23 protein-coding genes are annotated in these 21,195 nt (G+C 65.3%); 13 read left to right on the top strand and 10 right to left on the bottom strand.

Annotated elements, in window-relative coordinates; genetic code table 11:
- Positions 1 to 68: 68 nt before the first annotated feature.
- Positions 69 to 854: an MIP/aquaporin family protein gene (locus tag AC1C2T_RS16620; protein ID WP_495386028.1), complete on the bottom strand. Its 786-nt coding sequence runs from the start codon at positions 852 to 854 to the stop codon at positions 69 to 71.
- A 208-nt stretch (positions 855 to 1,062) separates the two neighbouring features.
- Between AC1C2T_RS16620 and dhaK the strand changes: the two genes are divergently transcribed.
- From dhaK to dhaM, 3 genes are read left to right on the top strand one after another with little or no spacing between them, the layout of a single operon-like run.
- Positions 1,063 to 2,064 carry a dihydroxyacetone kinase subunit DhaK gene (gene dhaK / locus AC1C2T_RS16615; protein WP_495360035.1) on the top strand — a complete coding sequence of 334 codons (1,002 nt, stop codon included), beginning with the start codon at positions 1,063 to 1,065 and terminating at the stop codon, positions 2,062 to 2,064.
- A gap of 24 nt (positions 2,065 to 2,088) precedes the next feature.
- A complete protein-coding gene (gene dhaL / locus AC1C2T_RS16610) occupies positions 2,089 to 2,736 on the top strand; it encodes a dihydroxyacetone kinase subunit DhaL (RefSeq protein ID WP_495354045.1) in 648 nt (215 codons plus the stop codon).
- 1 nt (position 2,737) lies between these two features.
- A complete protein-coding gene (gene dhaM / locus AC1C2T_RS16605; RefSeq protein ID WP_495386027.1) occupies positions 2,738 to 3,472 on the top strand; it encodes a dihydroxyacetone kinase phosphoryl donor subunit DhaM in 735 nt (244 codons plus the stop codon).
- 17 nt (positions 3,473 to 3,489) lie between these two features.
- Here dhaM and AC1C2T_RS16600 read toward each other — a convergent pair whose 3' ends face one another.
- Positions 3,490 to 4,254, bottom strand: coding sequence for an SDR family NAD(P)-dependent oxidoreductase (locus AC1C2T_RS16600; protein WP_495386026.1), 765 nt, complete (start codon positions 4,252 to 4,254; stop codon positions 3,490 to 3,492).
- Positions 4,255 to 4,329: 75 nt separating this feature from the next.
- Between AC1C2T_RS16600 and AC1C2T_RS16595 the strand changes: the two genes are divergently transcribed.
- The gene (locus AC1C2T_RS16595) at positions 4,330 to 4,662 is read left to right on the top strand and encodes a hypothetical protein (protein WP_495360032.1); all 333 of its coding nucleotides are present in this window, start codon (positions 4,330 to 4,332) and stop codon (positions 4,660 to 4,662) included.
- Positions 4,663 to 4,675: 13 nt separating this feature from the next.
- Here AC1C2T_RS16595 and AC1C2T_RS16590 read toward each other — a convergent pair whose 3' ends face one another.
- Positions 4,676 to 5,173 (bottom strand): MarR family winged helix-turn-helix transcriptional regulator, encoded by a 498-nt coding sequence (locus AC1C2T_RS16590; RefSeq protein ID WP_495386025.1) that lies wholly within the window; start codon positions 5,171 to 5,173, stop codon positions 4,676 to 4,678.
- 79 nt (positions 5,174 to 5,252) lie between these two features.
- On the opposite strand from AC1C2T_RS16590, the gene AC1C2T_RS16585 reads away from it, so the two are divergent.
- Together AC1C2T_RS16585 and helR are read left to right on the top strand one after the other, a co-directional pair.
- Positions 5,253 to 6,224, top strand: a complete 972-nt coding sequence (locus AC1C2T_RS16585; RefSeq protein WP_495386024.1) for an SDR family NAD(P)-dependent oxidoreductase — start codon at positions 5,253 to 5,255, stop codon at positions 6,222 to 6,224.
- A 373-nt stretch (positions 6,225 to 6,597) separates the two neighbouring features.
- Positions 6,598 to 8,775, top strand: coding sequence for an RNA polymerase recycling motor ATPase HelR (gene helR, locus AC1C2T_RS16580; protein ID WP_495386023.1), 2,178 nt, complete (start codon positions 6,598 to 6,600; stop codon positions 8,773 to 8,775).
- A gap of 56 nt (positions 8,776 to 8,831) precedes the next feature.
- Here helR and AC1C2T_RS16575 read toward each other — a convergent pair whose 3' ends face one another.
- Both AC1C2T_RS16575 and AC1C2T_RS16570 read right to left on the bottom strand, forming a co-directional pair.
- Positions 8,832 to 9,353, bottom strand: coding sequence for a DUF1269 domain-containing protein (locus AC1C2T_RS16575; protein WP_495360028.1), 522 nt, complete (start codon positions 9,351 to 9,353; stop codon positions 8,832 to 8,834).
- 206 nt (positions 9,354 to 9,559) lie between these two features.
- The gene (locus AC1C2T_RS16570) at positions 9,560 to 9,904 is read right to left on the bottom strand and encodes a VOC family protein (protein WP_495360027.1); all 345 of its coding nucleotides are present in this window, start codon (positions 9,902 to 9,904) and stop codon (positions 9,560 to 9,562) included.
- Between the two features lie 77 nt (positions 9,905 to 9,981).
- On the opposite strand from AC1C2T_RS16570, the gene AC1C2T_RS16565 reads away from it, so the two are divergent.
- Together AC1C2T_RS16565 and AC1C2T_RS16560 are read left to right on the top strand one after the other, a co-directional pair.
- The gene (locus tag AC1C2T_RS16565; RefSeq protein WP_495360026.1) at positions 9,982 to 10,494 is read left to right on the top strand and encodes a TetR/AcrR family transcriptional regulator; all 513 of its coding nucleotides are present in this window, start codon (positions 9,982 to 9,984) and stop codon (positions 10,492 to 10,494) included.
- A gap of 439 nt (positions 10,495 to 10,933) precedes the next feature.
- Positions 10,934 to 11,371, top strand: coding sequence for a VOC family protein (locus AC1C2T_RS16560; RefSeq protein ID WP_495360025.1), 438 nt, complete (start codon positions 10,934 to 10,936; stop codon positions 11,369 to 11,371).
- Positions 11,372 to 11,479: 108 nt separating this feature from the next.
- Here AC1C2T_RS16560 and bsh read toward each other — a convergent pair whose 3' ends face one another.
- On the bottom strand, positions 11,480 to 12,454 hold the full coding sequence (gene bsh, locus AC1C2T_RS16555; protein ID WP_495360024.1) for a choloylglycine hydrolase: 975 nt from the start codon (positions 12,452 to 12,454) through the stop codon (positions 11,480 to 11,482).
- A gap of 266 nt (positions 12,455 to 12,720) precedes the next feature.
- Positions 12,721 to 13,290 (bottom strand): dihydrofolate reductase family protein, encoded by a 570-nt coding sequence (locus AC1C2T_RS16550; protein ID WP_495360023.1) that lies wholly within the window; start codon positions 13,288 to 13,290, stop codon positions 12,721 to 12,723.
- A gap of 264 nt (positions 13,291 to 13,554) precedes the next feature.
- On the opposite strand from AC1C2T_RS16550, the gene AC1C2T_RS16545 reads away from it, so the two are divergent.
- Positions 13,555 to 14,280, top strand: coding sequence for an NADPH-dependent F420 reductase (locus AC1C2T_RS16545; protein ID WP_495386022.1), 726 nt, complete (start codon positions 13,555 to 13,557; stop codon positions 14,278 to 14,280).
- A 220-nt stretch (positions 14,281 to 14,500) separates the two neighbouring features.
- Here AC1C2T_RS16545 and AC1C2T_RS16540 read toward each other — a convergent pair whose 3' ends face one another.
- Positions 14,501 to 14,896 carry a hypothetical protein gene (locus tag AC1C2T_RS16540; RefSeq protein ID WP_495386021.1) on the bottom strand — a complete coding sequence of 132 codons (396 nt, stop codon included), beginning with the start codon at positions 14,894 to 14,896 and terminating at the stop codon, positions 14,501 to 14,503.
- Between the two features lie 156 nt (positions 14,897 to 15,052).
- Between AC1C2T_RS16540 and AC1C2T_RS16535 the strand changes: the two genes are divergently transcribed.
- Both AC1C2T_RS16535 and AC1C2T_RS16530 read left to right on the top strand, forming a co-directional pair.
- Positions 15,053 to 15,418, top strand: coding sequence for a hypothetical protein (locus tag AC1C2T_RS16535; RefSeq protein WP_495386020.1), 366 nt, complete (start codon positions 15,053 to 15,055; stop codon positions 15,416 to 15,418).
- A gap of 308 nt (positions 15,419 to 15,726) precedes the next feature.
- On the top strand, positions 15,727 to 17,166 hold the full coding sequence (locus AC1C2T_RS16530; protein ID WP_495386019.1) for a threonine/serine exporter family protein: 1,440 nt from the start codon (positions 15,727 to 15,729) through the stop codon (positions 17,164 to 17,166).
- Positions 17,167 to 17,573: 407 nt separating this feature from the next.
- Here AC1C2T_RS16530 and AC1C2T_RS16525 read toward each other — a convergent pair whose 3' ends face one another.
- On the bottom strand, positions 17,574 to 18,128 hold the full coding sequence (locus AC1C2T_RS16525) for a helix-turn-helix domain-containing protein (protein WP_495386018.1): 555 nt from the start codon (positions 18,126 to 18,128) through the stop codon (positions 17,574 to 17,576).
- Here AC1C2T_RS16525 and AC1C2T_RS16520 point away from each other — a divergent pair.
- Positions 18,102 to 19,100, top strand: a complete 999-nt coding sequence (locus AC1C2T_RS16520; protein WP_495386017.1) for an alpha/beta fold hydrolase — start codon at positions 18,102 to 18,104, stop codon at positions 19,098 to 19,100. The two genes, AC1C2T_RS16525 and AC1C2T_RS16520, sit on opposite strands and share 27 nt — an antisense overlap.
- Before the next feature lie 1,010 nt (positions 19,101 to 20,110).
- Positions 20,111 to 20,497 carry a hypothetical protein gene (locus AC1C2T_RS16515; protein ID WP_495386016.1) on the top strand — a complete coding sequence of 129 codons (387 nt, stop codon included), beginning with the start codon at positions 20,111 to 20,113 and terminating at the stop codon, positions 20,495 to 20,497.
- Between the two features lie 153 nt (positions 20,498 to 20,650).
- Here the strand turns inward: AC1C2T_RS16515 and AC1C2T_RS16510 are convergent, their stop codons facing one another.
- Positions 20,651 to 21,154 carry a winged helix-turn-helix transcriptional regulator gene (locus AC1C2T_RS16510; protein WP_495360016.1) on the bottom strand — a complete coding sequence of 168 codons (504 nt, stop codon included), beginning with the start codon at positions 21,152 to 21,154 and terminating at the stop codon, positions 20,651 to 20,653.
- Positions 21,155 to 21,195 lie beyond the last annotated feature (41 nt).

Here is a 21,195-nt window from a genome sequence, read left to right as displayed (position 1 = left end):
CGGCGGGCGCCGGCGATCGTTCGGATGGATGACGTCGGGGCCGGCCCGACGGGCCGGCCCCGACGCGCTCAGCTGATGAGGGGGAGCAGTGGGATCGCCGCCCATCCGGCGATCAGACCGCCGAGGATCGGTCCGAACACCGGCACCCACGAGTACGACCAATCGCTGCCGCCCTTGCCCTTGATCGGCAGGATCGCGTGCGCGATGCGGGGGCCGAGGTCACGGGCCGGGTTGATCGCGTACCCCGTCGGGCCACCGAGCGAGACGCCGATGGCGATCACGAGAAGCGCCACCGGGAGCGCGCCGAGCGCTGCCAGACCCCCGTCACCCTGGCGTCCGCCGCCGAAAGCGATCACGACGAAGACCAGCACGAAGGTGCCGATCATCTCGGTGACCATGTTCCACGCATAGTTGCGGATGCCGGGGCCGGTCGAGAAGACACCCAGCTTCGACGCCGGCTGCGGCTCCTCGTCGAAGTGCTGCTTGTAGGCGAGCCAGACGAACACGGCACCGATGATGGCCCCGATCAGTTGCGCACCGATGTACGCGGTCACCGAGAGGAAGTCCACCGGCACGGTGAGACCGAGGGCGGCATTTCCGAACTCCGTGGCACCGTTCGCCACGAGACCGAGGGTGACTGCAGGGTTGATGTGCGCGCCCGACGCATACGACACGATGACGCCGGCGAAGACCGCGAGGCCCCAGCCGATCGTCACCATGAGGAACCCGCCGTTGAAGCCCTTCGTCTTGGCGAGGGCGACGTTGGCCACCACCCCGCAGCCGAGGAGCACGAGCATCGCCGTTCCGACGAGCTCGCTGAGGAACAGCACTCCGAGATTGTCCACGTTGACCATCCATCCTTTTCGCTGAGCCCAGTGGGCCACGCCCAGGGGCGGAACACTGCCCACGATACTCAGACCGGCCGCGCCGCGGAATGGGGGTATGAGATTTCACACGGCCTCTTACGGTCGACGGCGCGACGGGCGTAGGTTTGCGATGAGTACTGCGTCGACGTCGATGCACGGCTGCACGGCGTCCGGCAGCTGAGTGGAAGGGATGTCCGTGAAGAAGATCATCAACGATCCGAAGCGGGTCGTCGAAGAGTCGGTCGCGGGGTTCGGGCTCGCCCACGCCGATCTCGTTCGAGTCGAGTTCGATCCGATGTTCGTCGTGCGGGCCGACGCTCCGAGCGTCGGCAAGGTCGGCATCGTGAGCGGCGGCGGCAGTGGGCACGAGCCCCTTCACGCTGGCTTCGTCGGATTCGGCATGCTCGATGCCGCCGTGCCCGGCGCGGTGTTCACATCTCCGACTCCGGATCCGATCCTCGCCGCGACCAAAGCCGTCGACGGGGGAGCGGGCGTACTCCACATCGTGAAGAACTACACGGGTGACGTGCTGAATTTCGAGACCGCTGCAGACCTGGCGTCCGCCGACGGCATCGACGTGCGCGCCGTCATCACCGACGACGACGTCGCCGTCAAGGACTCGCTCTACACGGCGGGCCGGCGCGGGGTAGCCGGCACGGTGCTCGTCGAGAAGATCGCGGGAGCCGCCGCAGAGCGGGGCGACTCCCTCGATGAGGTCGCCGTCATCGCGGAGCGGGTGAACGCGCATGCGCGGTCGATGGGGCTCGCGTTGACGCCCTGCATCGTGCCGCATGCAGGTGAGCCCAGCTTCACGCTCGCCGAAGACGAGATCGAGATCGGCATCGGCATCCACGGCGAGCCAGGGCGGGCGCGCATCAAGCTCGAACCCGCCGACCGACTCGTCGACCGGCTGCTCGAGCCGATCCTCGAAGACCTGCCGTACGAGCGAGGCGAACGCGCGCTGCTGTTCGTGAATGGCATGGGCGGCACCCCGCAGATCGAGCTGTACCTCGCGTACCGACGTGCGGCAGAGGTGCTCGAAGAGCGCGGCATCGAGATCGGCCGGTCGCTCGTCGGAAACTTCATCACGGCGCTCGAGATGCAGGGCATGTCGATCACACTGCTGAAGCTCGACGACGAGATGGTCGAATTGTGGGATGCTCCGGTGCAGACTGCTGCACTGCGGTGGGGACGATGAAAACGGATCGAAGGGGGAATCTCGGTGGGATTGGACATCACCTGGGCTGTGGACTGGGTCAGACGGAGCGCGCAGGTCATCTCGGAGCATCGAGTCGAGCTGATCACGCTCGATCGTGAAATCGGTGATGGCGATCATGGCGAGAACATGGATCGCGGTTTCCAGGCGGTGCTGCCGAAACTCGACGACCTGGCTGCCGGATCAACCCCCGGTGATGTGCTGAAGCTCGTGGCGACGACCCTCATCTCGACGGTCGGCGGAGCCGCCGGCCCGCTCTACGGCACCGCCTACCTGAAGGCAGCGGCAGCGGCAGGCGGTGCGGTCTCACTCGACGGCCCGGCCATCGCCGCGATCCTCGCGGCGGCGCGCGATGGGGTGGTGTCACGCGGCAAGGCGGAGTCGGGCGACAAGACGATGGTGGACGCGTGGACTCCAGCCGTCGACGCAGCGGCTGCCGCGGCCGCAGCCGGCACGGACGCTGCCGGCGTCTTCGCCGCCGCGGCCGACGCTGCCGAGGCCGGTGCGGCGGCGACCGAGCCGCTCATCGCCCGAAAGGGCCGGGCGAGCTATCTCGGCGAACGCTCTGCAGGCCACCGTGACCCGGGCGCCGAATCGAGCGCTCTACTCCTGCGAGCCGCCGCCGACGCGGCTGCGGCTTCAGCGGGGGCGTGAAGTGGGCACTACCGGCAAAGTCGGCATCGTCTTCGTCTCGCATTCGGCCGGCATCGCCGAAGGACTCGTCGAACTCGCCCGGCAGATGGCGCCGACGGCCACGCTCGTCGCGGCGGGCGGCACCGACGACGGTCGCATCGGCACGAGTTTCGATCGTGTGACCGCGGGCATCGCAGAGGCCGACGCCGGCGCGGGCGTCGTGGTGTTGTGCGACTTGGGCTCAGCGATCCTCACGACCGAAACCGCCCTCGATTTCCTCGACGACGAACAGCGGGCGCGCGTACGTATTGCCGACGCACCGCTCGTCGAGGGCGGGGTGGCCGCAGCGGTTGCGGCGGAGTCGGGGGACCCGATCGACGTCGTCATCGCGGCCGCCGAGTCGGCGCGCGGGGCGGCGGGTGCGGGAGCCGCCGAGACGGCCGACGGCGTGCACTCGGCCGAACGAGCGGATGCTGCCGATGACAGCCGGCACGAGGCATCCGGCTATGCCAGAACCATCAGCCTCGTGAATTCCGACGGACTGCACGCCCGGCCCGCGGCGGAACTCGTGAAGCTCGCGAGCACGTTCGCACAGAAGGTCACCGTCAATGGCACCGACGCGAAGAGCCTGCTCGGCATCATGTCGCTCGGGCTCACGAAAGGTGCCCGGGTCGAAATCGCGAGTGAAGACCCCGACGGGCGGGCTGCAGTCGACGCGATCGCCGAGCTCGCCGAATCAGGCTTCGGCGAGGCGTGATGCGCCCGTCGTGCAGTTCAGTTGCCGCCGGCGACCCTGATGTCGGCACCGGAGGTGTACGCCGCGTCGGCTGAGAACAAGTAGGCGACAGCGCCGGCGATCTCATGCGGTTCTCCGGCGCGGCGCATGGGGATCTTGCCGGCACGCTCGTCAGGCGCATTCGGCCGCCCCGCGGCAGCATGGATCTCGGTGCGTGTGGTGCCGGGGGAGACCGTGTTGACCCGTACTCCCACGGGTCCGAACTCCTTCGAAGCACCCGCGGTGAGCGCGTTCAGCGCCGCTTTGCTCATGGCATACGGGATGTACGTGTTCGGCGAACCGGTCGTCGCCGCGCCCGAAGAGATATTCACGATGCATCCGCCCGCCCCGCCGCGGTCGGTCGCCATGTGGGCGATCGCCGCTCTCGTGAGCACGATCGGTGCGAGCACGTTGACCCGGAAGAGCAGCTCGCTCTCTTCGATCGTCGTGTCGAGGAATCCGCCGATGAGGCCGGTGATCCCGGCGTTGTTGACGAGCCCCGTCACTCGACCGAACTCGGCGATGGTCGCGGGCACCACGGTCGCCGCGACATCGAGGTCGGCAAGATCGACCTGCAGCAGGAGCACGCGGGCACCGGATGCAGCGCACCGGCGAGCGATCGCGTCGGCCTCGTCTCGACGCTCGCGGTAGGTGAGCGCGAGGTCGTGACCATCGGCGGCGAGGCGCTCGGCGATCGCTGCACCGATGCCGCGGCTCGCGCCGGTGATGATCGTGACCGGGCGTGTCGTTGCGGCATCCGTCATGTCTTCACCCTATGCGCGCTGGGCCGCGCGAATCCGACGGTGGCGGTGAACGGCGAGCAGGCGTACCATCTGGCCATGGCACGCGACGAGGCGAGCCGCCCCGACGGCAACGCATTCACTCACTTCTTCGACCGTATCGACCGGGCGTTGCTGCCCGCGTTCGGCCCACCGCCGGTGGTGGAAGAGGGGTCGGATCCTCAAATACCCGCCAGCGAGCGGGCGTGTCCGATCTGCGGGCATCCGATGTTCGAGCACGTCATCGACCACTCGACCGCGAATACGGTGCTGGTCTGCCCGACCGATGAGCGCCTGCCCGAACCCGAGGTCGAGGGGCCGTTCAACGAACTCGGCATGCCGGCATCCGGAAAGCGTCTCGAGAAGTTCGCCGAGCGGAATTCGTCGCGCTGAGCGCGCGAGTCGGTTAGGTACCTGTTGGGTCGATCGCGTCGTACCCCGGGTGCACCCCCGGTGCGAGCCCGGCACCGTCGGCGATGCGTTGCAGCATTGCGACGAGTGACTTCCGCTCCGTCGGAGCGAGTACGCCCAGCAGGCCGTCGTCGCACTCGTCGAGGCTTGATTCGATTCGTGGCAACAGGTTCTTCGACGCGTCGGTGAGGTGAACGGCGTGCGCGCGCCGGTCGACGGGATGCCGCCGGCGTTCGACCAATCCACGTTGCTCGAGCTCATCGACCATGCCGACCATCACGTTCCGATGGACCCGCAGCTCCGCAGACAACTGCTGCTGTGTCCGCCATTCGGTGTCGGCGAGGATGCGCAACAGCCCCACCTGTCGGGCGTTGATGCCGAGTGGCACGAGCAGCTCGTCGAATCGCGTGTCGGAGAGGTATCCCAGCTGAGAGAGCAGAAAACTGGGGCGCTCTCGCAGGCTCTGCGGAGGAGTGCGCTTCGCTTCGGACATGGGTTGATGATACATCCCGAGGATTGCATTCTTGTGTGATTGTCACCATGGGTGCATACTTGCATCGAGGAGTAGACACATGGACACGCGCTGGCCGACAACCCGGACATTCGTCGTGACCGGCGGCAACGCCGGCCTGGGCTTCGAATGCGCCCGGTTCATCGGAACCGGCAGCGGCAATCACGTCATCATCGCCGGTCGCGACGCGGAGAAGTGCGCGCTGGCCGTGAACCGCCTGCGGGGGATGGGTTGTTCCGCCGAGGCGTCGACGCTCGATCTCGCTGCGCTCGACTCCGTTCGGAGCTTCGTCGAGACCTACCGGCACGCCGAACGGCCGCCCCTTGCCGGCGTCGTCTGCAACGCTGGCGTGCACAGCGTCGGCGCCGCCGTGAAGACCGCCGACGGCTACGAAGCCACATTCGGGGTCAACCACCTCGGCCACTACCTGCTGACGAGACTCCTGCTGCCGGAAGTCGCTGCTCGCGGTCACATCGTATTCGTCTCCAGCGCGACACACGATCCTGCTGAGAAGACCGGATTCCCGGAGCCGCGCTATCGCAACGCGCGCGAGCTCGCCGGCGACTTCGAGCCGGGCAAGGTCGCCGGCAGACGCCGATACACGACTTCGAAACTGTGCAACATCTACTGTGCGCACGAGCTCTCACGGCGACTCTCCACCTCGACGGACGAACGCCTCCGTTCCATTCGCGTGAGCAGTTTCGATCCTGGTCAGATGCCCGGCACGGGCCTTGCGCGTTCGTATCCACCGCTGTTCCGATTCGGGTGGAAGTACGTGCTTCCGGTCGCGACGCTGGTTCGGCGAAACCATCACCGTCCCGCGACCTCCGGCAGGAGATTGGCGGAGCTCGTCGTGAGCAACGATGTGCCGGGTGACGGGAGGTACTACTCCAACGGGCGCGAGACGCGTTCGTCGAGGCTGTCGTACGACTTGGAGAACGCTGTCGATCTGTGGGAGTCGAGTGCCGCCATGGTCGATCTGCCGCGCGTCGGCGAGCGTCGCCGAGCGACGCCGTCGACAACGCCGATCTGAACGTCGTCGACGGCGCGTCGCACTTGAAGCTCCACGATCTGTCCGTCGGATTCGTCTCGAGCTGGGCGCAGTGGCAGGAGCTGCTTGCGAGCGGGGGACTACTCACCTCGCCACTTCAAATCTATAGCAGTGAGGGGGGCTTGCGGCAAGGCCCCGGGCATGCCGCAGACTGGTCGGCCGAGGCCGGAGTCAGCGGCATAGGGGAGTCAAGCGATGCGTGCATGGTTGTCGAAGAAGGGGTTGTCCGGGGGGTCGTCGAACCGCGAGTGGGACTCGCCGGGCGGCGACGAGGTGCGCTGCGCTACGAAGGCCGGGCAGCATGCGCCGTGTCTCGATCTGGTCGACGCGCACAGCGGTGAAGGGAACCGATGACATGACCCTGACCACAAGCGTGTTCAACCTCCCCGACCGTCTCACAGCCAAGGCCGTCCCACCGCTGATCGTCGACGACGAGCAGCACTTCGCGACGATCGCGGAGAGCCTCGAGCACTCGATCGCCGACGTATCAGACCGTCTCGATGCTGTGCGTAAGGAACCCGGGCGGACGGGGCAGGAGGCGTTGGACCGGGACCTTGAGATCCACCGGCTGACCGCTCGTCTACGTACGCTGCGCCGTTTCGGCCTGGACGTGTGCCTCGGGCGCATGGTGAGCGCGGAGATTCCCGAACCCGTGTACGTCGGACGGCTCGGCCTCACGGACAGTACGGGACACCAGCTGCTCATCGACTGGCGTTCCCCTGCGGCCGAGCCGTTCTTCGGAGCGACGCACGCCGACCCGATGGGTCTGGTGAGTCGCCGGAGATATCGCTGGACACGCGGTCGAATCGTCGATTTTTGGGATGAGGTGTTCACCACGGACGGATTCGAAGGGAACGCCGCGCTCGACGACCAGTCCGCCTTCATCGCCAGCCTCGGCAGCAGCCGGTCCACCCGGATGCGGGACGTGCTCGCCACCATTCAGGCCGATCAGGACGCCATCATCCGCGCGGGATCCCGTGGTGCACTCATCGTCGACGGCGGCCCGGGCACGGGGAAGACCGTCGTCGCCCTGCATCGCACCGCCTACCTCCTCTTCTCCGACCCTCGCCTCGGGCACCGCCGAGGTGGGGTGCTGTTCGTCGGTCCGCATCCGGCCTACCTGGCCTATGTCGCCGACGTCCTTCCCAGCCTCGGAGAGGAGGGCGTACAGATCTGCACCCTGCGGGACCTCGTTCCCGAGGGCGCGGAGGCAACGATCGAAGTCGACCAGCCTGTAGCCCGGCTGAAGGCATCCGCCGATCTGGTGAAGGGGGTCGAGGCGGCGGTCAGGCACTACGAGCGGCCGCCCACCGCGGGAATGGTGATCGAGACCCACTGGTCGGACATCTGGCTGGACGCCGGCGATTGGGCCGAGGCATTCGAGGCGCCGGAACCAGGCACTCCACACAACGAGGCGCGCGATCAGGTGTGGGACGAGCTGCTCACGATCCTGATGGACAACCACGACGACGAGGACGTTTCGGCTGACCTGCTCCGTCGGTCACTCGACGAGAACAACGAACTGCGCTCGACTTTCAACCGAGCGTGGCCGCTGCTCGATGCGGCCGGCGTCGTCGGTGACCTGTGGTCTGTCCCTGCGTACCTGAGGAAGTGCGCCCCATGGCTCGACGACGACGAGATCCAGGCACTGCAGCGCGCAGACGCCCGCGCTTGGACGGTGGCCGATCTACCGCTGCTGGACGCGGCGCGGCAGCGGATCGGCGACCCGAGAGCGTCGCAGCGCAAGCGTCGTGATGCTGCCATCCTCGCCGCCGAGCGTGATGAGATGGCACGGGTGGTCGATCACCTGATCGCGACCGACGACTCCGAGCTCCAGGTGATGTCGATGCTGCGCGGACACGACGCGCAGAACGCGCTGGTCGACGACGCGGTTCTGCCGGCGGTCGATCCAGACGTGCTCGCCGGTCCGTTCGCGCACATCGTCGTCGATGAGGCTCAGGAATTGACGGATGCCGAGTGGCAGATGCTGCTGCTCCGCTGCCCGTCCCGCAGCTTCACCATCGTCGGCGACCGCGCCCAGGCACGACACGGGTTCACGGAGTCCTGGCAGGAGCGGCTCGAACGGATCGGACTCCACCGGATCACCCAGTCGGCCCTGACCATCAACTACCGCACGCCGTCCGAGGTGATGGCGGAAGCCGAGCCGATCATCCGAGCCGTCTTGCCAGACGCCAATGTGCCGACCTCGATTCGCAGCAGCGGCGTCGCAGTCGAGCACGAATCCCTGTCGAACCTGGGCGCGATCCTCAGCAACTGGCTTGCCACGTATGCCGACGGGATCGCGTGCGTCATCGGTACGCGCGAGGTCGATGTCGATGTCGACGCGTTCGGGGCGACGTCCCGAGTCCGGTCACTGACCCCTGAACTTTCGAAGGGACTCGAATTCGATCTCGTCATTCTCATCGACCCGGAGGATTTCGGCACGGGCATCGAAGGAGCGGTCGACCGATATGTCGCGATGACCAGAGCCACCCAGCGACTCGTCATCCTCACGAGTCCCGGTCGACGCTAGCGAGAGGCCCGGCTCAGATTCCTCTGAGCCGGGCCCGTCGTCTCGCGGAGTGGGAGTTAGCTTCCTGCGCGCACTTCGCTTGCAGCGGCCTTGACTGCTGCGTCGAGCTCGGACTTCTTCACCTTGGTCAGCTGCTTGGCAACGTGCTTCTCGGCCTTCAGCTCTACCTTGCCGAGTGCATCTTCGACGTTGCTGGCGCCGGCAACGAGCAGCGCTGCCTGGCCTGAGTCGATGAGATCGCCGATTTCCTTGACATCGGCGCGGGACACACCGCGCCACAGGTGGCCGCTCGCCGCGCCGATCGCGCCACCGACAATCGCAGTTCCAATGATGGCCGGCGGGAAGAGGAGACCAACCACCGCGCCGGCGACTGCCCCGCCCCAACCGCCGTGCCGAGTTGCCATCTCGTCCTTGTTGAGGTGCACCTTTCCTTCGGCGTCCTTCGTAATCACTGCCGCGTCGTAGGTGCCAACGTCGCCTGCATGATGCAACTCCTTGACAATGTCGTAATCGGCCCGAGCGGCAAGTTCGCTCGGGTACGTGCCGATGTAGAGGAAGATTCCGCCGTTGTCAGCCATGTTGATCTCCAATCATTTTGACCCCGATTTCAGAAATGAAGCTTCTTCGTGGACCCCGATTTCAGAATGAGGTTCCTTCATAGAATCACGTTGTAGCCATCACGTCACCCCCTTGCCCCAAGCGTTGGGATGCCGTATGGGCGCCGTTCAGGCCGCTGCCGCGCCGAGAGTCGGGACGAGGAACGCAAGGAAGGGGAACGAAGGCGCTACTCAGCGTCGATCGATTGATCCATGATGTAGATCGTCTGGCCACCGACATCCTTGTAGACGGCGTTGAAGCCACCGGGGATCTCGGAAGGCTCCTCGACGACCTGGAGCGTAGCCGGACGCTTGTCGTGGAAGGCCTGCACGCTCTCGACGACGAACAGCGGCCCACTCGGTGCGCTCGGATCGTTGGCATCGAGCATGAGCTGAACGTCAGTGCCGGGAAGGGTGAGCGCAACCGTCGTGTCACCCTCGCGCCACACCTCTTCGCTGCCGAAGACGTTGCGGTAGAGAGCGATGGAGGCTTCCATGTTCGCAGTGGGAGCGAAGAGGAATTCGAACTTCATGAGGTGTTCCTTTCGTGTCGTAACTGGCATTGCTTCCAGCGTAACGGCATTATGTACATATGCGCGAGTGGATTCCTGTGTCGACCTCCCCGAAGGGGCGGCTGGCGCTGACTGCTGTCCGCGCATTCGGAGCACGGCCGTTCGATGTGGTCACCGTCGGGGAGCTCGCCGCAGATGCCGGGGTGACGACCGGCGCGATCTACCACCACTTCGAGAGCAAGCTCGGTCTCTACACGTTCGTGCGCCGCGATGTCGAGCGTCGACTGCTCGATCGAATGGAGGGGGCTGTCAGCGCCACCGGGGGAGGCCCCGAAGCCGTGAATGCGGCACTACTGGTCGGGTTCGACTTCGCCGTCAGCCACGACTTCGAATGGCTCCTCTGTGAGCCGCCTGCCGGATCGGCGGACGACCCATTGGTGGAACTGCTGACGACGCTCAGCCACCCAGCCCCGCCGCCGATGGGTCGCATGATCGCTGCGGCCTGGAGAGCCGCTCTGCTGGCGGTCGCGGAGGGCGTCGATGCCGATCAGGCACGCAGCGCTCTGACTGCACTGGACATTCGCGTCGACGGGAATGCCGACCGCAGGTGAGCCCTATCGAGGTGTCGCCTGGACAGGGCTCGGCACGCCATTCATTCGCCAGCCATACTGCGAGCATGACCGCATACCCGCCGTAAGGGTTGAGATGCACAACACCATTACATCACTGTGGGATGCATGACGACACGCTTCACGCCAGAGAACCATCAATCGGTTGATTCGAACGCAGGACATGAGCACGCGTGGCGGGTTGAATCCAGGCACATCACGTCTGACGGTGAAGTGCTCTACGTGCAGTGCACCGTCTGCGGGGTGCGACGTGTCGACTTTCGCAACCACGAAGCGGCTCCGACGACCGCACTGAGCGTGGAAACGCGCAGATAGCGGCGCTCAGTCGGCGGCTGAATTCTGGCGCTGACGCCTACGAGGTCGGCAGACGTCGGGGAGGCCCAAGCGACACGAATCGGGACGGCTCGGTAGCATGCAAACTATGTCCATCAAACTTGAGAACGTCGGCATCGCCGTTCGCGACCTCGAAGCAACGATCTCCTTCTTCACCGACCTCGGTCTCACGGTCGTCGGCCGTGACACGGTCAGCGGCGAGTGGACCGACACTGCCGTCGGCCTCGATGGCAACCACGCCAACATCGCGATGCTCCAAACGCCAGACGGTCACGGTCGACTCGAGCTCTTCGAGTACATCCATCCCGAAGCGATCGAGACGACGCCCACTCTTCCCAACGAAATCGGCATGCACCGAGTCGCCTTCTCAGTCGACGACATCGACGAGGCCCTCGAGACAGCCGCGAGGCACGGATACCGTCCGCTTCGCGGCGTGGCGACCTACGAAGACATCTACAAGCTCACGTACCTCCGCGGTCCGAGCGGCATCCTCGTAATGTTCGCCGAAGAGCTGAAGAAGAGCTGAACACGCCGGTGTTCGCGAGATGCAGCATGCTGCATCTCGCGAACTTGGCATCCGCTGATGGATCGGCCCGCGAACGACCGGGTTGGCCCGTCTCCGGCGGTACCAACCTCAATTCTGCATATGCACCTGCTGGCCCTTGATCAGCGGGTATGCAGTCAGCGTGTTTCCGTCGAGGTCTTCCTTGTGCATGTCGACCGCGGTCAGCTGGCTGTTCTCGTAGGTCGTGTAGTAAAAGATTCCCTTGTCGGTGTTGCAGCACGTCGAGTAGATCGTGATCTCGAACTTCCCGGGGGAGACCTCGGCGCATCCCCGCTGCTGTGCCACTGACCCCAGGATGTGGAAGAACTGACTGATCGACTCCGACTCGGAGTCGCCAGACACCGAGTTCATCTTCGTAAAGGCCGCCTTGACGAAGCGAGATGCCGAAGAGAGGTCTCCCGGGAGGCCGATCGCGCCCATTCCCCGGCTGTAGACGTCGAACTGCAGCTCGTCTGAGAAGTTCTTCTCGGGAGGCTTCCTCGACAGGTGCATGTAGTTGTTCAGGTTGAAGGACTGGATGTCGAAGGTCGGGTTGTTGGTGAGCAACCCGATGGGATTGTCGTAGACCTTCAGCCCGTCCTTCACGCTCTCGACCGTGATGGATGCCGTTCGGTCGGAGATGATCCAGTGCAGCGGGGAGAGCGGGAAGGTTTCGCTGAAGTCGATCTTCACGAGGTTCAGCGTGGAAAGGGCCGTCTTCACCTCGTCAACGGTCTCGAATTGGCCGAGGAGCCAAGGGATGAGTTCGAACGGCGTGATATTCGTCTTGCCGTCCGCTTCGGGCTTGTAGTCGGCGTTCTCCACGAAGTTGAGCCCTGCCATGCTGAGGCCCTTCTCGTTCGTCGCGTCGTAGTACAGCGGGTAGCCGTCCGCGATGGTCGCTATCCCGATGATCGCGTGATGCGTGGTGAGCGCAGGCGCCTTGCGGAAGTCGAACGTGAAGTTCCGTGGTGTGACGGTGACGGTCTCGTTGTATGAGAACTCAAGGTCGAGATTGCGCCCGAAGTAGTGATCCCGCGTGGTGTAGCTCAGCCCTGTGCACATGTTGCCCCCGCTTCTCGTGTGTAGGTAGGTGCAACGCTAGCCGGAAGAGGGGCGCGTGACTACCCTCTCGGACACGCACGATCTCTCTGCGAAGCCGTGCCCGCGGGAAGCGCGGTGCCGTCGTCAGGGCGTCTTGAAACGGTGCACGCAAGCATTGGCCAAACTGGATGTGCATCTACTGCAATAGCGCTTCTTGCTGATGGCGAAGTCGCCAACCGACCCACAAAGCTCGGTCACGCTTGAAGCGTCCAGGGCACCAAATCACGTCACGCAGTGACTCGCGTGGGCCGGTATCGCAGCGCGATCGCCCCCGACCGGAACTCATGGCGATCCACGAGCGCGAGCTGGATGCGCTCGCGCAGACCAGCGAGCAACGTCGGCCCGTGTCCGGCAAGCACCGGCTGCACCAGGAACTCGTACTCGTCGATCAGTCCCAGATCTGCCAATGCCAGGGGGAGCGTCACGCCGCCCACCCACAGGCCCTCGCCCGACTCCTGCTTGAGCCGCTGCACCGCTGGCCCCAAGTCGCCTCGCACCGGCTCGGCGTTCCAATCGACCCCGCTCAGCGTGCTCGACACGACGTACTTCTTCGCCCGGTCGATGGTCTCGGCGAACGGGATCTGCGACTCATCCATCCAGTCCGGCCACGTGCCCGTGGCCGGCTTCCGCCACGCCGACTCCATCATCTCGTAGGTCACTCGGCCGAATAGCAGGGCATCGGCTCGCTCCATCTCAGCCGTCCAGTAGCGCATTGACTCCTCGTCCGGGGGGAGCCCCGCCTCGTGATGGCAGCAGCCGTCGAGCGTGACGTTGATCGAGTACCGAAGTGGTCTCATCTCGTTGCTCTCCTTTGATGCGCGGCCCCGAATTCACCGGACGAACTGTCCGTCCGGTTAGGGTTCCGCCTGTGACACGCGAGGCGTGCCAACCTCTGTCTCATGCAGCTCGTGATCAATCCGCGTCGCTCAACGTCCCTCTTTGCGCGCACTCGAGCGACGCCCTCGTCGTCAGGATAAGGGAATCATTGCGACTGAGGTCGGGTTCAAGCCTAAGGAGTGTCGCTCGGCTGGCACCCAGACCGTTGAACAGTATCGAAGGGAATGAGCATGACGACATTGGGAATCATTGGAAGTGGGAACATTGGATCGGCGGTCGCTCGACTCGCCGTTGCGTCGGGTATGAACGTGGTCCTTGCGAACTCCCGCGGACCTGAGTCCCTCCGTGACCTCGTTACCGAGCTCGGACCACTCGCCAAGGCTGGCACAGTCGAAGAAGCGGCCAGCAGCGGAGAGGCGATTGTGCTCTCCATTCCACTACTCGCGATCAAGGACCTACCTGCCGGACTGCTCCGCGACAAACTTGTGCTGGACACTAGCAACTACTACCCGTTCCGCGACGGCCGGGTCACGCAACTCGATACCGAGACCGTGACTGCAAGCGAGCTGGTGCACGGATGGCTCGTGGGAGCCCGCTATGTCAAAGCATTCGGCAATATCCTCGCCCACCACATCCCCCTCCTTTCACGGCCCAGCGGTGCCGCCGACCGCTCCGCCCTCCCCATCGCGTCCGACGACGACGACGAAGCAAAGCGTGAAGCGGCGGCACTCATTGACCGGCTCGGCTTCGACACTGTCGACGCCGGCACGCTCTCCGACAGCTGGAAGTTCGAACCCGAGTCCGAAGGCTTCACACGCATCTACCTCGCGGATTCGAACACTCCCGATGACCAGCTTCTTTCCTCCGAACCCGGCCCGACATCAGCAGATCAGGTCAACGCCGCGTTAGCATCGGCCACTCGTGTGAAGGTCGCCGACCGCGTCTTCTGAGATTCTCGCACTCTCTCTGCGCGATGAGATCGCGGTGTGGGTTGTGCCTCGACGATCATCGCAAGTGGTCAGGTCTACTTGTTTGCCGATCCCTCAACGGGCTAGCGCAGCCCCAGTTGGCGAGCTCGAGCGCGCCACAACATCCTGCGTTCTTTGCAGGTTGTAGATCTACATGTGGTGAAGTCTCTGAACCGAATTTGCACAAAGCTCCGCCGGCGGATCAGGGCAAGCAGTTGGTGTTGTTGATGCCGAGCTGAAACAGGTCCCCTGCCCACAGGAGCCGTGCAATGCCGATGCCGATCGCCGAGGCGATCACGAGGGCAGCGGCAGCGTAGGTGAGACCGCGCCACCGGTAGCTCCTCCATCCGAGTGCCACGAGCGCGATCAGCCCTACGAGGTGAAGGAGGATCAGTGGAATGCCGCCGAAGAGCTCGGCGAACCCTGCCTCGGTCGTGCCAGCTGCGAGCGCCTTGCATTGCTCGGTCTGCGCTTCGAACTGAGCGAAGCCGTACCAAACCCATGCGACTGTGGCTCCCAACGGCCCGAGAGCGGCTACGGTCCAGAAGCCAACCCGCGCTGAATGCGACGAGGTCGTGGGCACCAGCAGCTGAGTCATACCGCGAGGATATCCGTGTTCTGGCATACTGCGACGTCGCCCAACTGACTGTGGAGCTATCGCGTACCCGCCCGCTGCTAGAGGCAGTTTCCGTGCGCCACTGCAGCGAAGCCAACTTTCCCCAAACTGCATGCTGGCCTGGCGAACACTTCGAAGATGGGTGATGGGCTGCTGCCCGCCGACGGAGGGGAGTGGGCGCCGGTTACTACGGCGGAGTCGGGAGCCAAGGTGCTCCATGACATTGACGGGGCGTGTTTCGCGAAACTTGTTGCTACTGAAGGGACAGACGACTTGGCGGCTGAGCGGGACCGCATCGCGTGTGCAGAGGGTTACCTGCTGCCTGATGGGGTGGGGATCGACTCTCCTGACCCGTCACTCCACGAGGTCGGGAACAATCTCCTCGCCGGCGACACACGAGGAATGAGCACCGCCCAGAAGGCGGAACTCGGCGACATCCGTTCCGCGAATCGCCCTGAGTTCGTGACCGGATTGCTCACCCATCAGAGCGAGCCATCGAAGTAGCAGAGGAACAAGAGAAGGCCAGCCCTCCAGCGGCCGGCCTTCTTCTTTCGTCGCCGCGTAGGCAGAGCCACCCGTTCTCACGTAGCCGTGCTTCAAACCGCAGGTAGACATGTGGCGAGGGAGGAAACGTGGTCAACTGTCCGGTTCAGCACCCAACTCTGGTCAAGCCGGGGAAGTGACAGCTGCGGCCGCGCCGTCCCATTGCCCTCCAGCGTGCCATACGGCCGAGCGTGCGCGTTCTCCGGCGATCCCGTCCCGACAGTCCCGCTGATCGTGCCGCACCCACCCGGCCGCTCTACAGTGTGCAGATGATCTCGAAGTTCGCACCGGATCCGATCGCCCCCGTGCTCGAGCGACTCGGCGAGTCCACCGTGCCGACGTTCGTCGCCCTCGCCGTGCTGCTCGCGGGGGCCGTCGTGCTCTTCGCATTGCGCCGCCACGCCGAACCCGACCTGGCCACGAGCGCTCGCTCCGCGGTGGACACGGGAGCGGTGCCGGTACCATCGGCCGGCGAACCCGACCCGGGGGCAGCGCTCGCCGCGACGGAGGCGGTCGGCGCCGCCATGACCGACGCCGGGTTCTCGGTCATGACGGTGCGCAACGCCCTCGACGACATCGCGCGCGTGAACGGCCTCCCGTCGAGCCAGGTCGTGGTGTTCCCGACCGCGCTCCTCGTGTCGGCTCGTGACGAGGGCCAGGAGGGGGAGGAGGGGGAGGAGCGTACCGGTGCCGTCCTCAGCGGCGAGGGCCGCCTGCTCCTCTGCCAGATCGACGAGGTGCAGCGAACCGTGGATGCCGCGCGCACGGGCCTGCTCGACCCCGCCTCGACGATCGCCCGCATCCGCTGGGTGCGCGAGATGAAGCCGCCGTACGGGCGGGTGCTGCGCGTGCTCGGGTACGTACTGCTCAGCGCCGGGCTTTCGGCGATGCTCGGAGCGTCGTGGCTGGGCATCGGCATCGCGGCCGCGCTGGGCGCCGTCGTCGGCACGCTCCTCCTCATCGGCGAGCGGCTGCCGGACCGATACGGCGCCCTCATCACCGTGACCGTGGCGTTCAGCGTCGCGCTCGTCGTGTTCGTGCTGATGCGCGCCGGATTCGGCCCCGGACTCCTGGCCGCGCTGATCGGGCCACTGGTCGTGCTGCTGCCGGGCGTGCTGCTGACGACCGCGGCGCTCGAGCTGTCGACCGGCCAGATGATCGCGGGCGCTGGCCGCCTCGCCGCAGGCGGCATGCAGCTCGTGCTCATCGCGGCGGGCATCGTCAGTGCGGGCGCGCTCGTCGGCGTGCCCGACCTCGAGTTCACCGAGAATCCCGAGGCGCTCGGCCCGGTCGCGCCCTGGGTCGCCGTCGCCGTATTCGGCGTGGGGATCGCCGTGCATCAATGCGCCCCGCCCCGCGCCATGCTCTGGATGATGTTCGTGCTCTACATCGCCTACGCCGCGCAGGTCATCGGCGGCGTTGTGCTCGGCGGCGTGCTGTCGGCCTTCGTCGGTGCTCTCGTCGTCACGCCCGTGACGGCGCTCGTCGCCCGGCAGCCCACCGGCCCGGCCGCGATGGTGAGCTTCATCCCCGCGTTCTGGCTGCTCGTGCCCGGCGCGCTGGGCCTCGTCGGCGTGGCGGAGGTGCTCGGCGGTGACGCCGGTGGCACCGCCTCGCTGATCGCCACGCTCGCGACGATGATCGCGATCTCGCTCGGCGTGCTAGCCGGGTCGATCGTGTCGGATCGGATGCGGCGACCGCCGCTCTGACCGAAGCGGTTCTCGCGTGCCGGTACGGTGGTGACGGCGTTCGCGAGGTACTTGTCGATGTGCGCTTGGCCGAAGGCGGAGACGTTGACGTGCTCCTCCTCGAGCCAGAAGAGAAGCTTGCCGGCTTCGGTGATGCACTGCCGTGCGCACGGCACTCAGGTTGGAATATCCCTGATCAAGTCAGCGAAAGAGGAGGAGAGGCAATCATTGGTGCGCTTTCAACAAAGCGCGGAGTCTGACCTTTGCCCCTTTCTTAAATGGTGAAGTTGCTTCACCGGATTTCCGCAAAGCTCGATCCGCGACGGCCGAGCGAGTGCAGATTCTCTGGCGCGGCATCGTCGGTGAGGTGCCAGTCGGGGGACCTGGATGCAGGCAGCGCAAACCTTGGTCTCGAACGTCGCGCCGGACTATTCGCTCTCGAGTGGACCAGTTTCGGCACTGTTGACGGGGAACAGGATCGGGCTGAGGAGATGGCGACTCCGTGACGCCGATGGTTCATTGCCGATGTGCTTGATGATGACGTCACGGAGCTCACTGATCAGCTGGGCGCGCTCCTCGGAGCTGAGCCAGATCGAGTGCTGGCGGTAGCCCACAAGGTCGGCAGTCGGGTCCGCGTCGGGATCATCGAGGTAGCTGTTGAACTCGGCGATCAGCACCGCAGTCGCGGCGGCGAACGCGCGACGGTGGTCGGCGATGGAAGCTGAGGCGGCGGCGGCCGCGTCGATGACGGAAGCTGCACGGTTGAGGCGATACCGGCGCTCAACAGCGCCGCGCACCCGTTGCTCGCCGTCGACTTCGAGCACGCCGCCGCCGGCGAGCAGTGCGAGGTGGCGGTAGAGCGTGGCCTTGGGCACATCGGCGAGCCCGGCCCGGAGCTCAGTGGCCGTGACCGCGCGCCCTCCCGACATGGCGTGAACGATGCGGAGGCGCACGGGGTGCGTCAAGAGATCGAACGTGGTCACGAATCAATAGTCTCATGGGTTAGATTGGTCTCAGAAATGAGACTGAGTGAGAGGGGCACCATGACTGGAGTCATCCCAAGGATCGAAGCGACCCAACGCCCGCCGCTCGGCGAGCTGTACGAGCTCGGTGGACGCCGCGTGATGCTACACCGCTCCGGGAGCGACGGGCCAGGCGTCATCTTCCTTCCGGGCGCTGGTCTCATCGGCCTCGACTTCCTGAACCTGCATCTTCAGGTTGCGGACATCACGACGAGCGTTCTCTACGACCGTGGCGGCACGGGATGGAGCGACCCCGTCGAACTACCCCGGACCCCGACCGAGGTGGTCAACGAGCTCCGCGCGGTACTCAGCGAGGCCGGTGTTTCTGGGCCATACGTCCTCGTCGGACACTCCCTGGGCGCCTTCTACGCGCGCCGCTACGCGCAGCTCCATCCCGACGAGGTCGCGGGCCTCGTGCTGCTCGACCCGGGCCACGAGGACATCATGTCGTTCATGCCGCCGCAGGCCGCAAAGCTGAACGATCAGATGACCTCGGGCCTTGACGACCTCCCCGACCTGACGGTCCAACAGATGCAGACGGCCCGCGAGCAGTATGCCCAGATCTACTCGGCGTGGGGCGAGGAGGTCCGCGGTCCGCTCATTGAAGAGCACCTCGAATCGTGGCGAACCCAAATCGACGAGACGAAGAACTTCGAGACCGAGGTCTACGACGAGCTGCGCTCAGGCGGCCCTCTTCCCGAGGTTCCTGTGATGGTCCTCACCGCCGGCGGTGTGAACCCCTACTGGGCGAACTTCATGTCCCAAACGGACATGCGCGAGGCGCTTGACGGCGTACGCCGGATGCAAGCAGCGATCGCCGAATCGGTGCCGCGGGGCGAGCAGCGCCTACTCCCGGACGCCTCACATCAGTACCTGCACATCGAGCGCGAAGCCGCAGTGCTCCAAGCCATTCGCGACGTTATCGGACGCTGAGTCCCTGTTCGTGACATGCCGAGTACGTGACGGCTGTGACGGGCCCGGCAATCCCGGTCGACCGGCAACCTGCAATTTCTGCAGATGGGGGATTTACTGATGGTGAAGTTCCACAAAGCTCGCTCCGGCTGAGCCACATTCGGCTGCACCGTGTCCGAGATGTGAAGCCGGTGCTTCGCATCGACACAGCGGGCCATGTGTGAGCCGGCACGTGCGGCGTGCTGTGCGAGTGTCTTGGGGGAGTAGCCCAGCAGGTCGGACAGGGACTCACGTCGATGAGCGCTGCGAGTTGCTTCAGGGTCGTGTTTCGCGTCCGTTGTCAGGGTGGTGAGCCGCTGCTGGAGGGTGGGGACGGAGATATGTTGGCCGGCTCGGTATCCGGGAAAGAGCCATTCGGTACCGGTGTTCGTCGTCAGGCCCTCTCTGTCGTCAAGTTACCGCCAGAACAAAGGCGCGAGAAGTTCGGGGATCTCGCTGGGAATCCCGCCGAGCCGGATGAGCATAACCTCGGGTCGAAGCTCGATGTGTTCGGTGGTGAACCGTCCCGGGTTTCGTGCGGTTTCTTTCTGGCACGTCGTGCATCGCTGGATCAGTGCCGTATGAGGCAAGTCGGGGGAGCGGCCAGTTCGCAACCAACGCGAAGATGTCGTCTACCGATGGTGGAGTTGCTTAACCGGATTTCAACAAAGCTCGCGGGGCTTTCGAAGCGTTTAGGGCACCCCGGATTCTATTGATCGATGCAACGCGAAAGTGACGCGGGCGGGGCATACGGGAATCGCGGCCGGTTGTTGCCCTCGGGCTGCTCCGCTCGAGCGCGAGCACCGCTGGGGGGACCGGCTTTCGGGCGCGTTTCCGACGGGCCTCTGGCAGTATGGGCGGGTGGATGGCAGCGCACCCGGTTCTGGTGCAGACGATGGGTTCCCGTCGGGGATCGATATGCAGGCGGACGATAGCGGGTGATCGGTCGATCCCTGCGGTGGAGACCACTCAGCGCTTACAGCTCTCTCGCGATGATTCTCGCAACCGGACTGACGTTGGGTGTCGTAGCGGTGTTCCTCGCCCGCAATCCAGCGACCGGCGTATGGGCTGTGTTTGCGGTTCCGCTGTACCTACTTGCGTTCTTCCTCGTGACCGAGACCATTGTGCTGGCGTTCCTCGCCGTGCGGGCGACGTTTGCCCGAGAAGCGCTCGCCCGAGTGCTCGCCCTCGCTGCGATCGCAGGGATCGGTGGGATCGCCATCGCGACAATCTTCTGGTGGTGCATCGAGTTCGAGGCGCCTCCGGCCTGGGCTTGGGTGGTATCGGCCCTGGGCTCCGCGACCGTATTCGGATGGTACGCGTGGCGCTATGAACTGGATGACGAGAGCAACGCAACCCTCCGCATCAGAGACCACTGAGGGATCGACTTTCGGGACGACGGTGCTCGAGAGTCGAGTCCGAGAATTCGAGCGGGCACCTCGCAGCGGCCAGTGTAGGAATTGGCCACTTCTCATGGAATCTAGCCCACAGAACCGATGACAAATGCCGCGGAATTCCACGTGGTTCGCCGCTTATGTGCGCCCGGAAACCTCCACCGTCGCCGTCACGCGACCGCGCGCGCTGGCGCTCAGCCGCGCGAACGCGCTCTCCGCGCCTCCGAGGAGCGAACCACCCTCGCGCACGGCCTGCTGCCACGCGTCGAGCACGTCGTGGCGGTCCATCGCCATGACCGCCTCCCACGGATCGTCCTCCTCGATGGGAACGTTGCCCATGCCCCATCGCGCCGCCTCGTACAAGAGCGGGATCGCCGCGATGCCGCTCTCCGTCGCCGAGTAGGTGACCTTGCGGGCATCCGTCTCGCTCGGGGTGCGCACGATGATTCCGCTGCGCTCGAGTCGGGCGAGGCGGTCGGCGAGCACGCTCGGACCGATGCGCTCCTCGGACCGAAGGAACTCCCCGAAGGTGTGCTTGCCGAGTGTGAGCAGGTCGCGCATGATCAGCAGCGACCAGCTGTCGCCGAAGGTCTCCACGGTGAAGTTGGTGGGGCAGGTCGACCGCCCTTCAGCTCGCTTCATGCGTCGAGTCTACGGCATTGACTTTGATCATCGTAGTGATC

Source organism: Agromyces sp. Y558 (assembly GCF_059445415.1).
The sequence above is the reverse complement of the archived record's forward strand: the minus strand, read 5'-3'. Positions and strand labels throughout refer to the sequence as shown.

What these genes read in the sequence shown, in the direction of transcription:
- AC1C2T_RS16620 (WP_495386028.1), bottom strand. Translation starts at nt 854, where the DNA reads ATGGTCAACGTGGACAATCTCGGAGTGCTGTTCCTCAGCGAGCTCGTC.
- AC1C2T_RS16600 (WP_495386026.1), bottom strand. Translation starts at nt 4,254, where the DNA reads ATGACGGATGCCGCAACGACACGCCCGGTCACGATCATCACCGGCGCG.
- AC1C2T_RS16595 (WP_495360032.1), top strand. Translation starts at nt 4,330, where the DNA reads ATGGCACGCGACGAGGCGAGCCGCCCCGACGGCAACGCATTCACTCAC.
- AC1C2T_RS16590 (WP_495386025.1), bottom strand. Translation starts at nt 5,173, where the DNA reads ATGTCCGAAGCGAAGCGCACTCCTCCGCAGAGCCTGCGAGAGCGCCCC.
- AC1C2T_RS16585 (WP_495386024.1), top strand. Translation starts at nt 5,253, where the DNA reads ATGGACACGCGCTGGCCGACAACCCGGACATTCGTCGTGACCGGCGGC.
- helR (WP_495386023.1), top strand. Translation starts at nt 6,598, where the DNA reads ATGACCCTGACCACAAGCGTGTTCAACCTCCCCGACCGTCTCACAGCC.
- AC1C2T_RS16575 (WP_495360028.1), bottom strand. Translation starts at nt 9,353, where the DNA reads ATGGCTGACAACGGCGGAATCTTCCTCTACATCGGCACGTACCCGAGC.
- AC1C2T_RS16570 (WP_495360027.1), bottom strand. Translation starts at nt 9,904, where the DNA reads ATGAAGTTCGAATTCCTCTTCGCTCCCACTGCGAACATGGAAGCCTCC.
- AC1C2T_RS16560 (WP_495360025.1), top strand. Translation starts at nt 10,934, where the DNA reads ATGTCCATCAAACTTGAGAACGTCGGCATCGCCGTTCGCGACCTCGAA.
- bsh (WP_495360024.1), bottom strand. Translation starts at nt 12,454, where the DNA reads ATGTGCACAGGGCTGAGCTACACCACGCGGGATCACTACTTCGGGCGC.
- AC1C2T_RS16550 (WP_495360023.1), bottom strand. Translation starts at nt 13,290, where the DNA reads ATGAGACCACTTCGGTACTCGATCAACGTCACGCTCGACGGCTGCTGC.
- AC1C2T_RS16545 (WP_495386022.1), top strand. Translation starts at nt 13,555, where the DNA reads ATGAGCATGACGACATTGGGAATCATTGGAAGTGGGAACATTGGATCG.
- AC1C2T_RS16540 (WP_495386021.1), bottom strand. Translation starts at nt 14,896, where the DNA reads ATGACTCAGCTGCTGGTGCCCACGACCTCGTCGCATTCAGCGCGGGTT.
- AC1C2T_RS16535 (WP_495386020.1), top strand. Translation starts at nt 15,053, where the DNA reads ATGGGTGATGGGCTGCTGCCCGCCGACGGAGGGGAGTGGGCGCCGGTT.
- AC1C2T_RS16530 (WP_495386019.1), top strand. Translation starts at nt 15,727, where the DNA reads ATGATCTCGAAGTTCGCACCGGATCCGATCGCCCCCGTGCTCGAGCGA.
- AC1C2T_RS16515 (WP_495386016.1), top strand. Translation starts at nt 20,111, where the DNA reads ATGATTCTCGCAACCGGACTGACGTTGGGTGTCGTAGCGGTGTTCCTC.
- AC1C2T_RS16510 (WP_495360016.1), bottom strand. Translation starts at nt 21,154, where the DNA reads ATGAAGCGAGCTGAAGGGCGGTCGACCTGCCCCACCAACTTCACCGTG.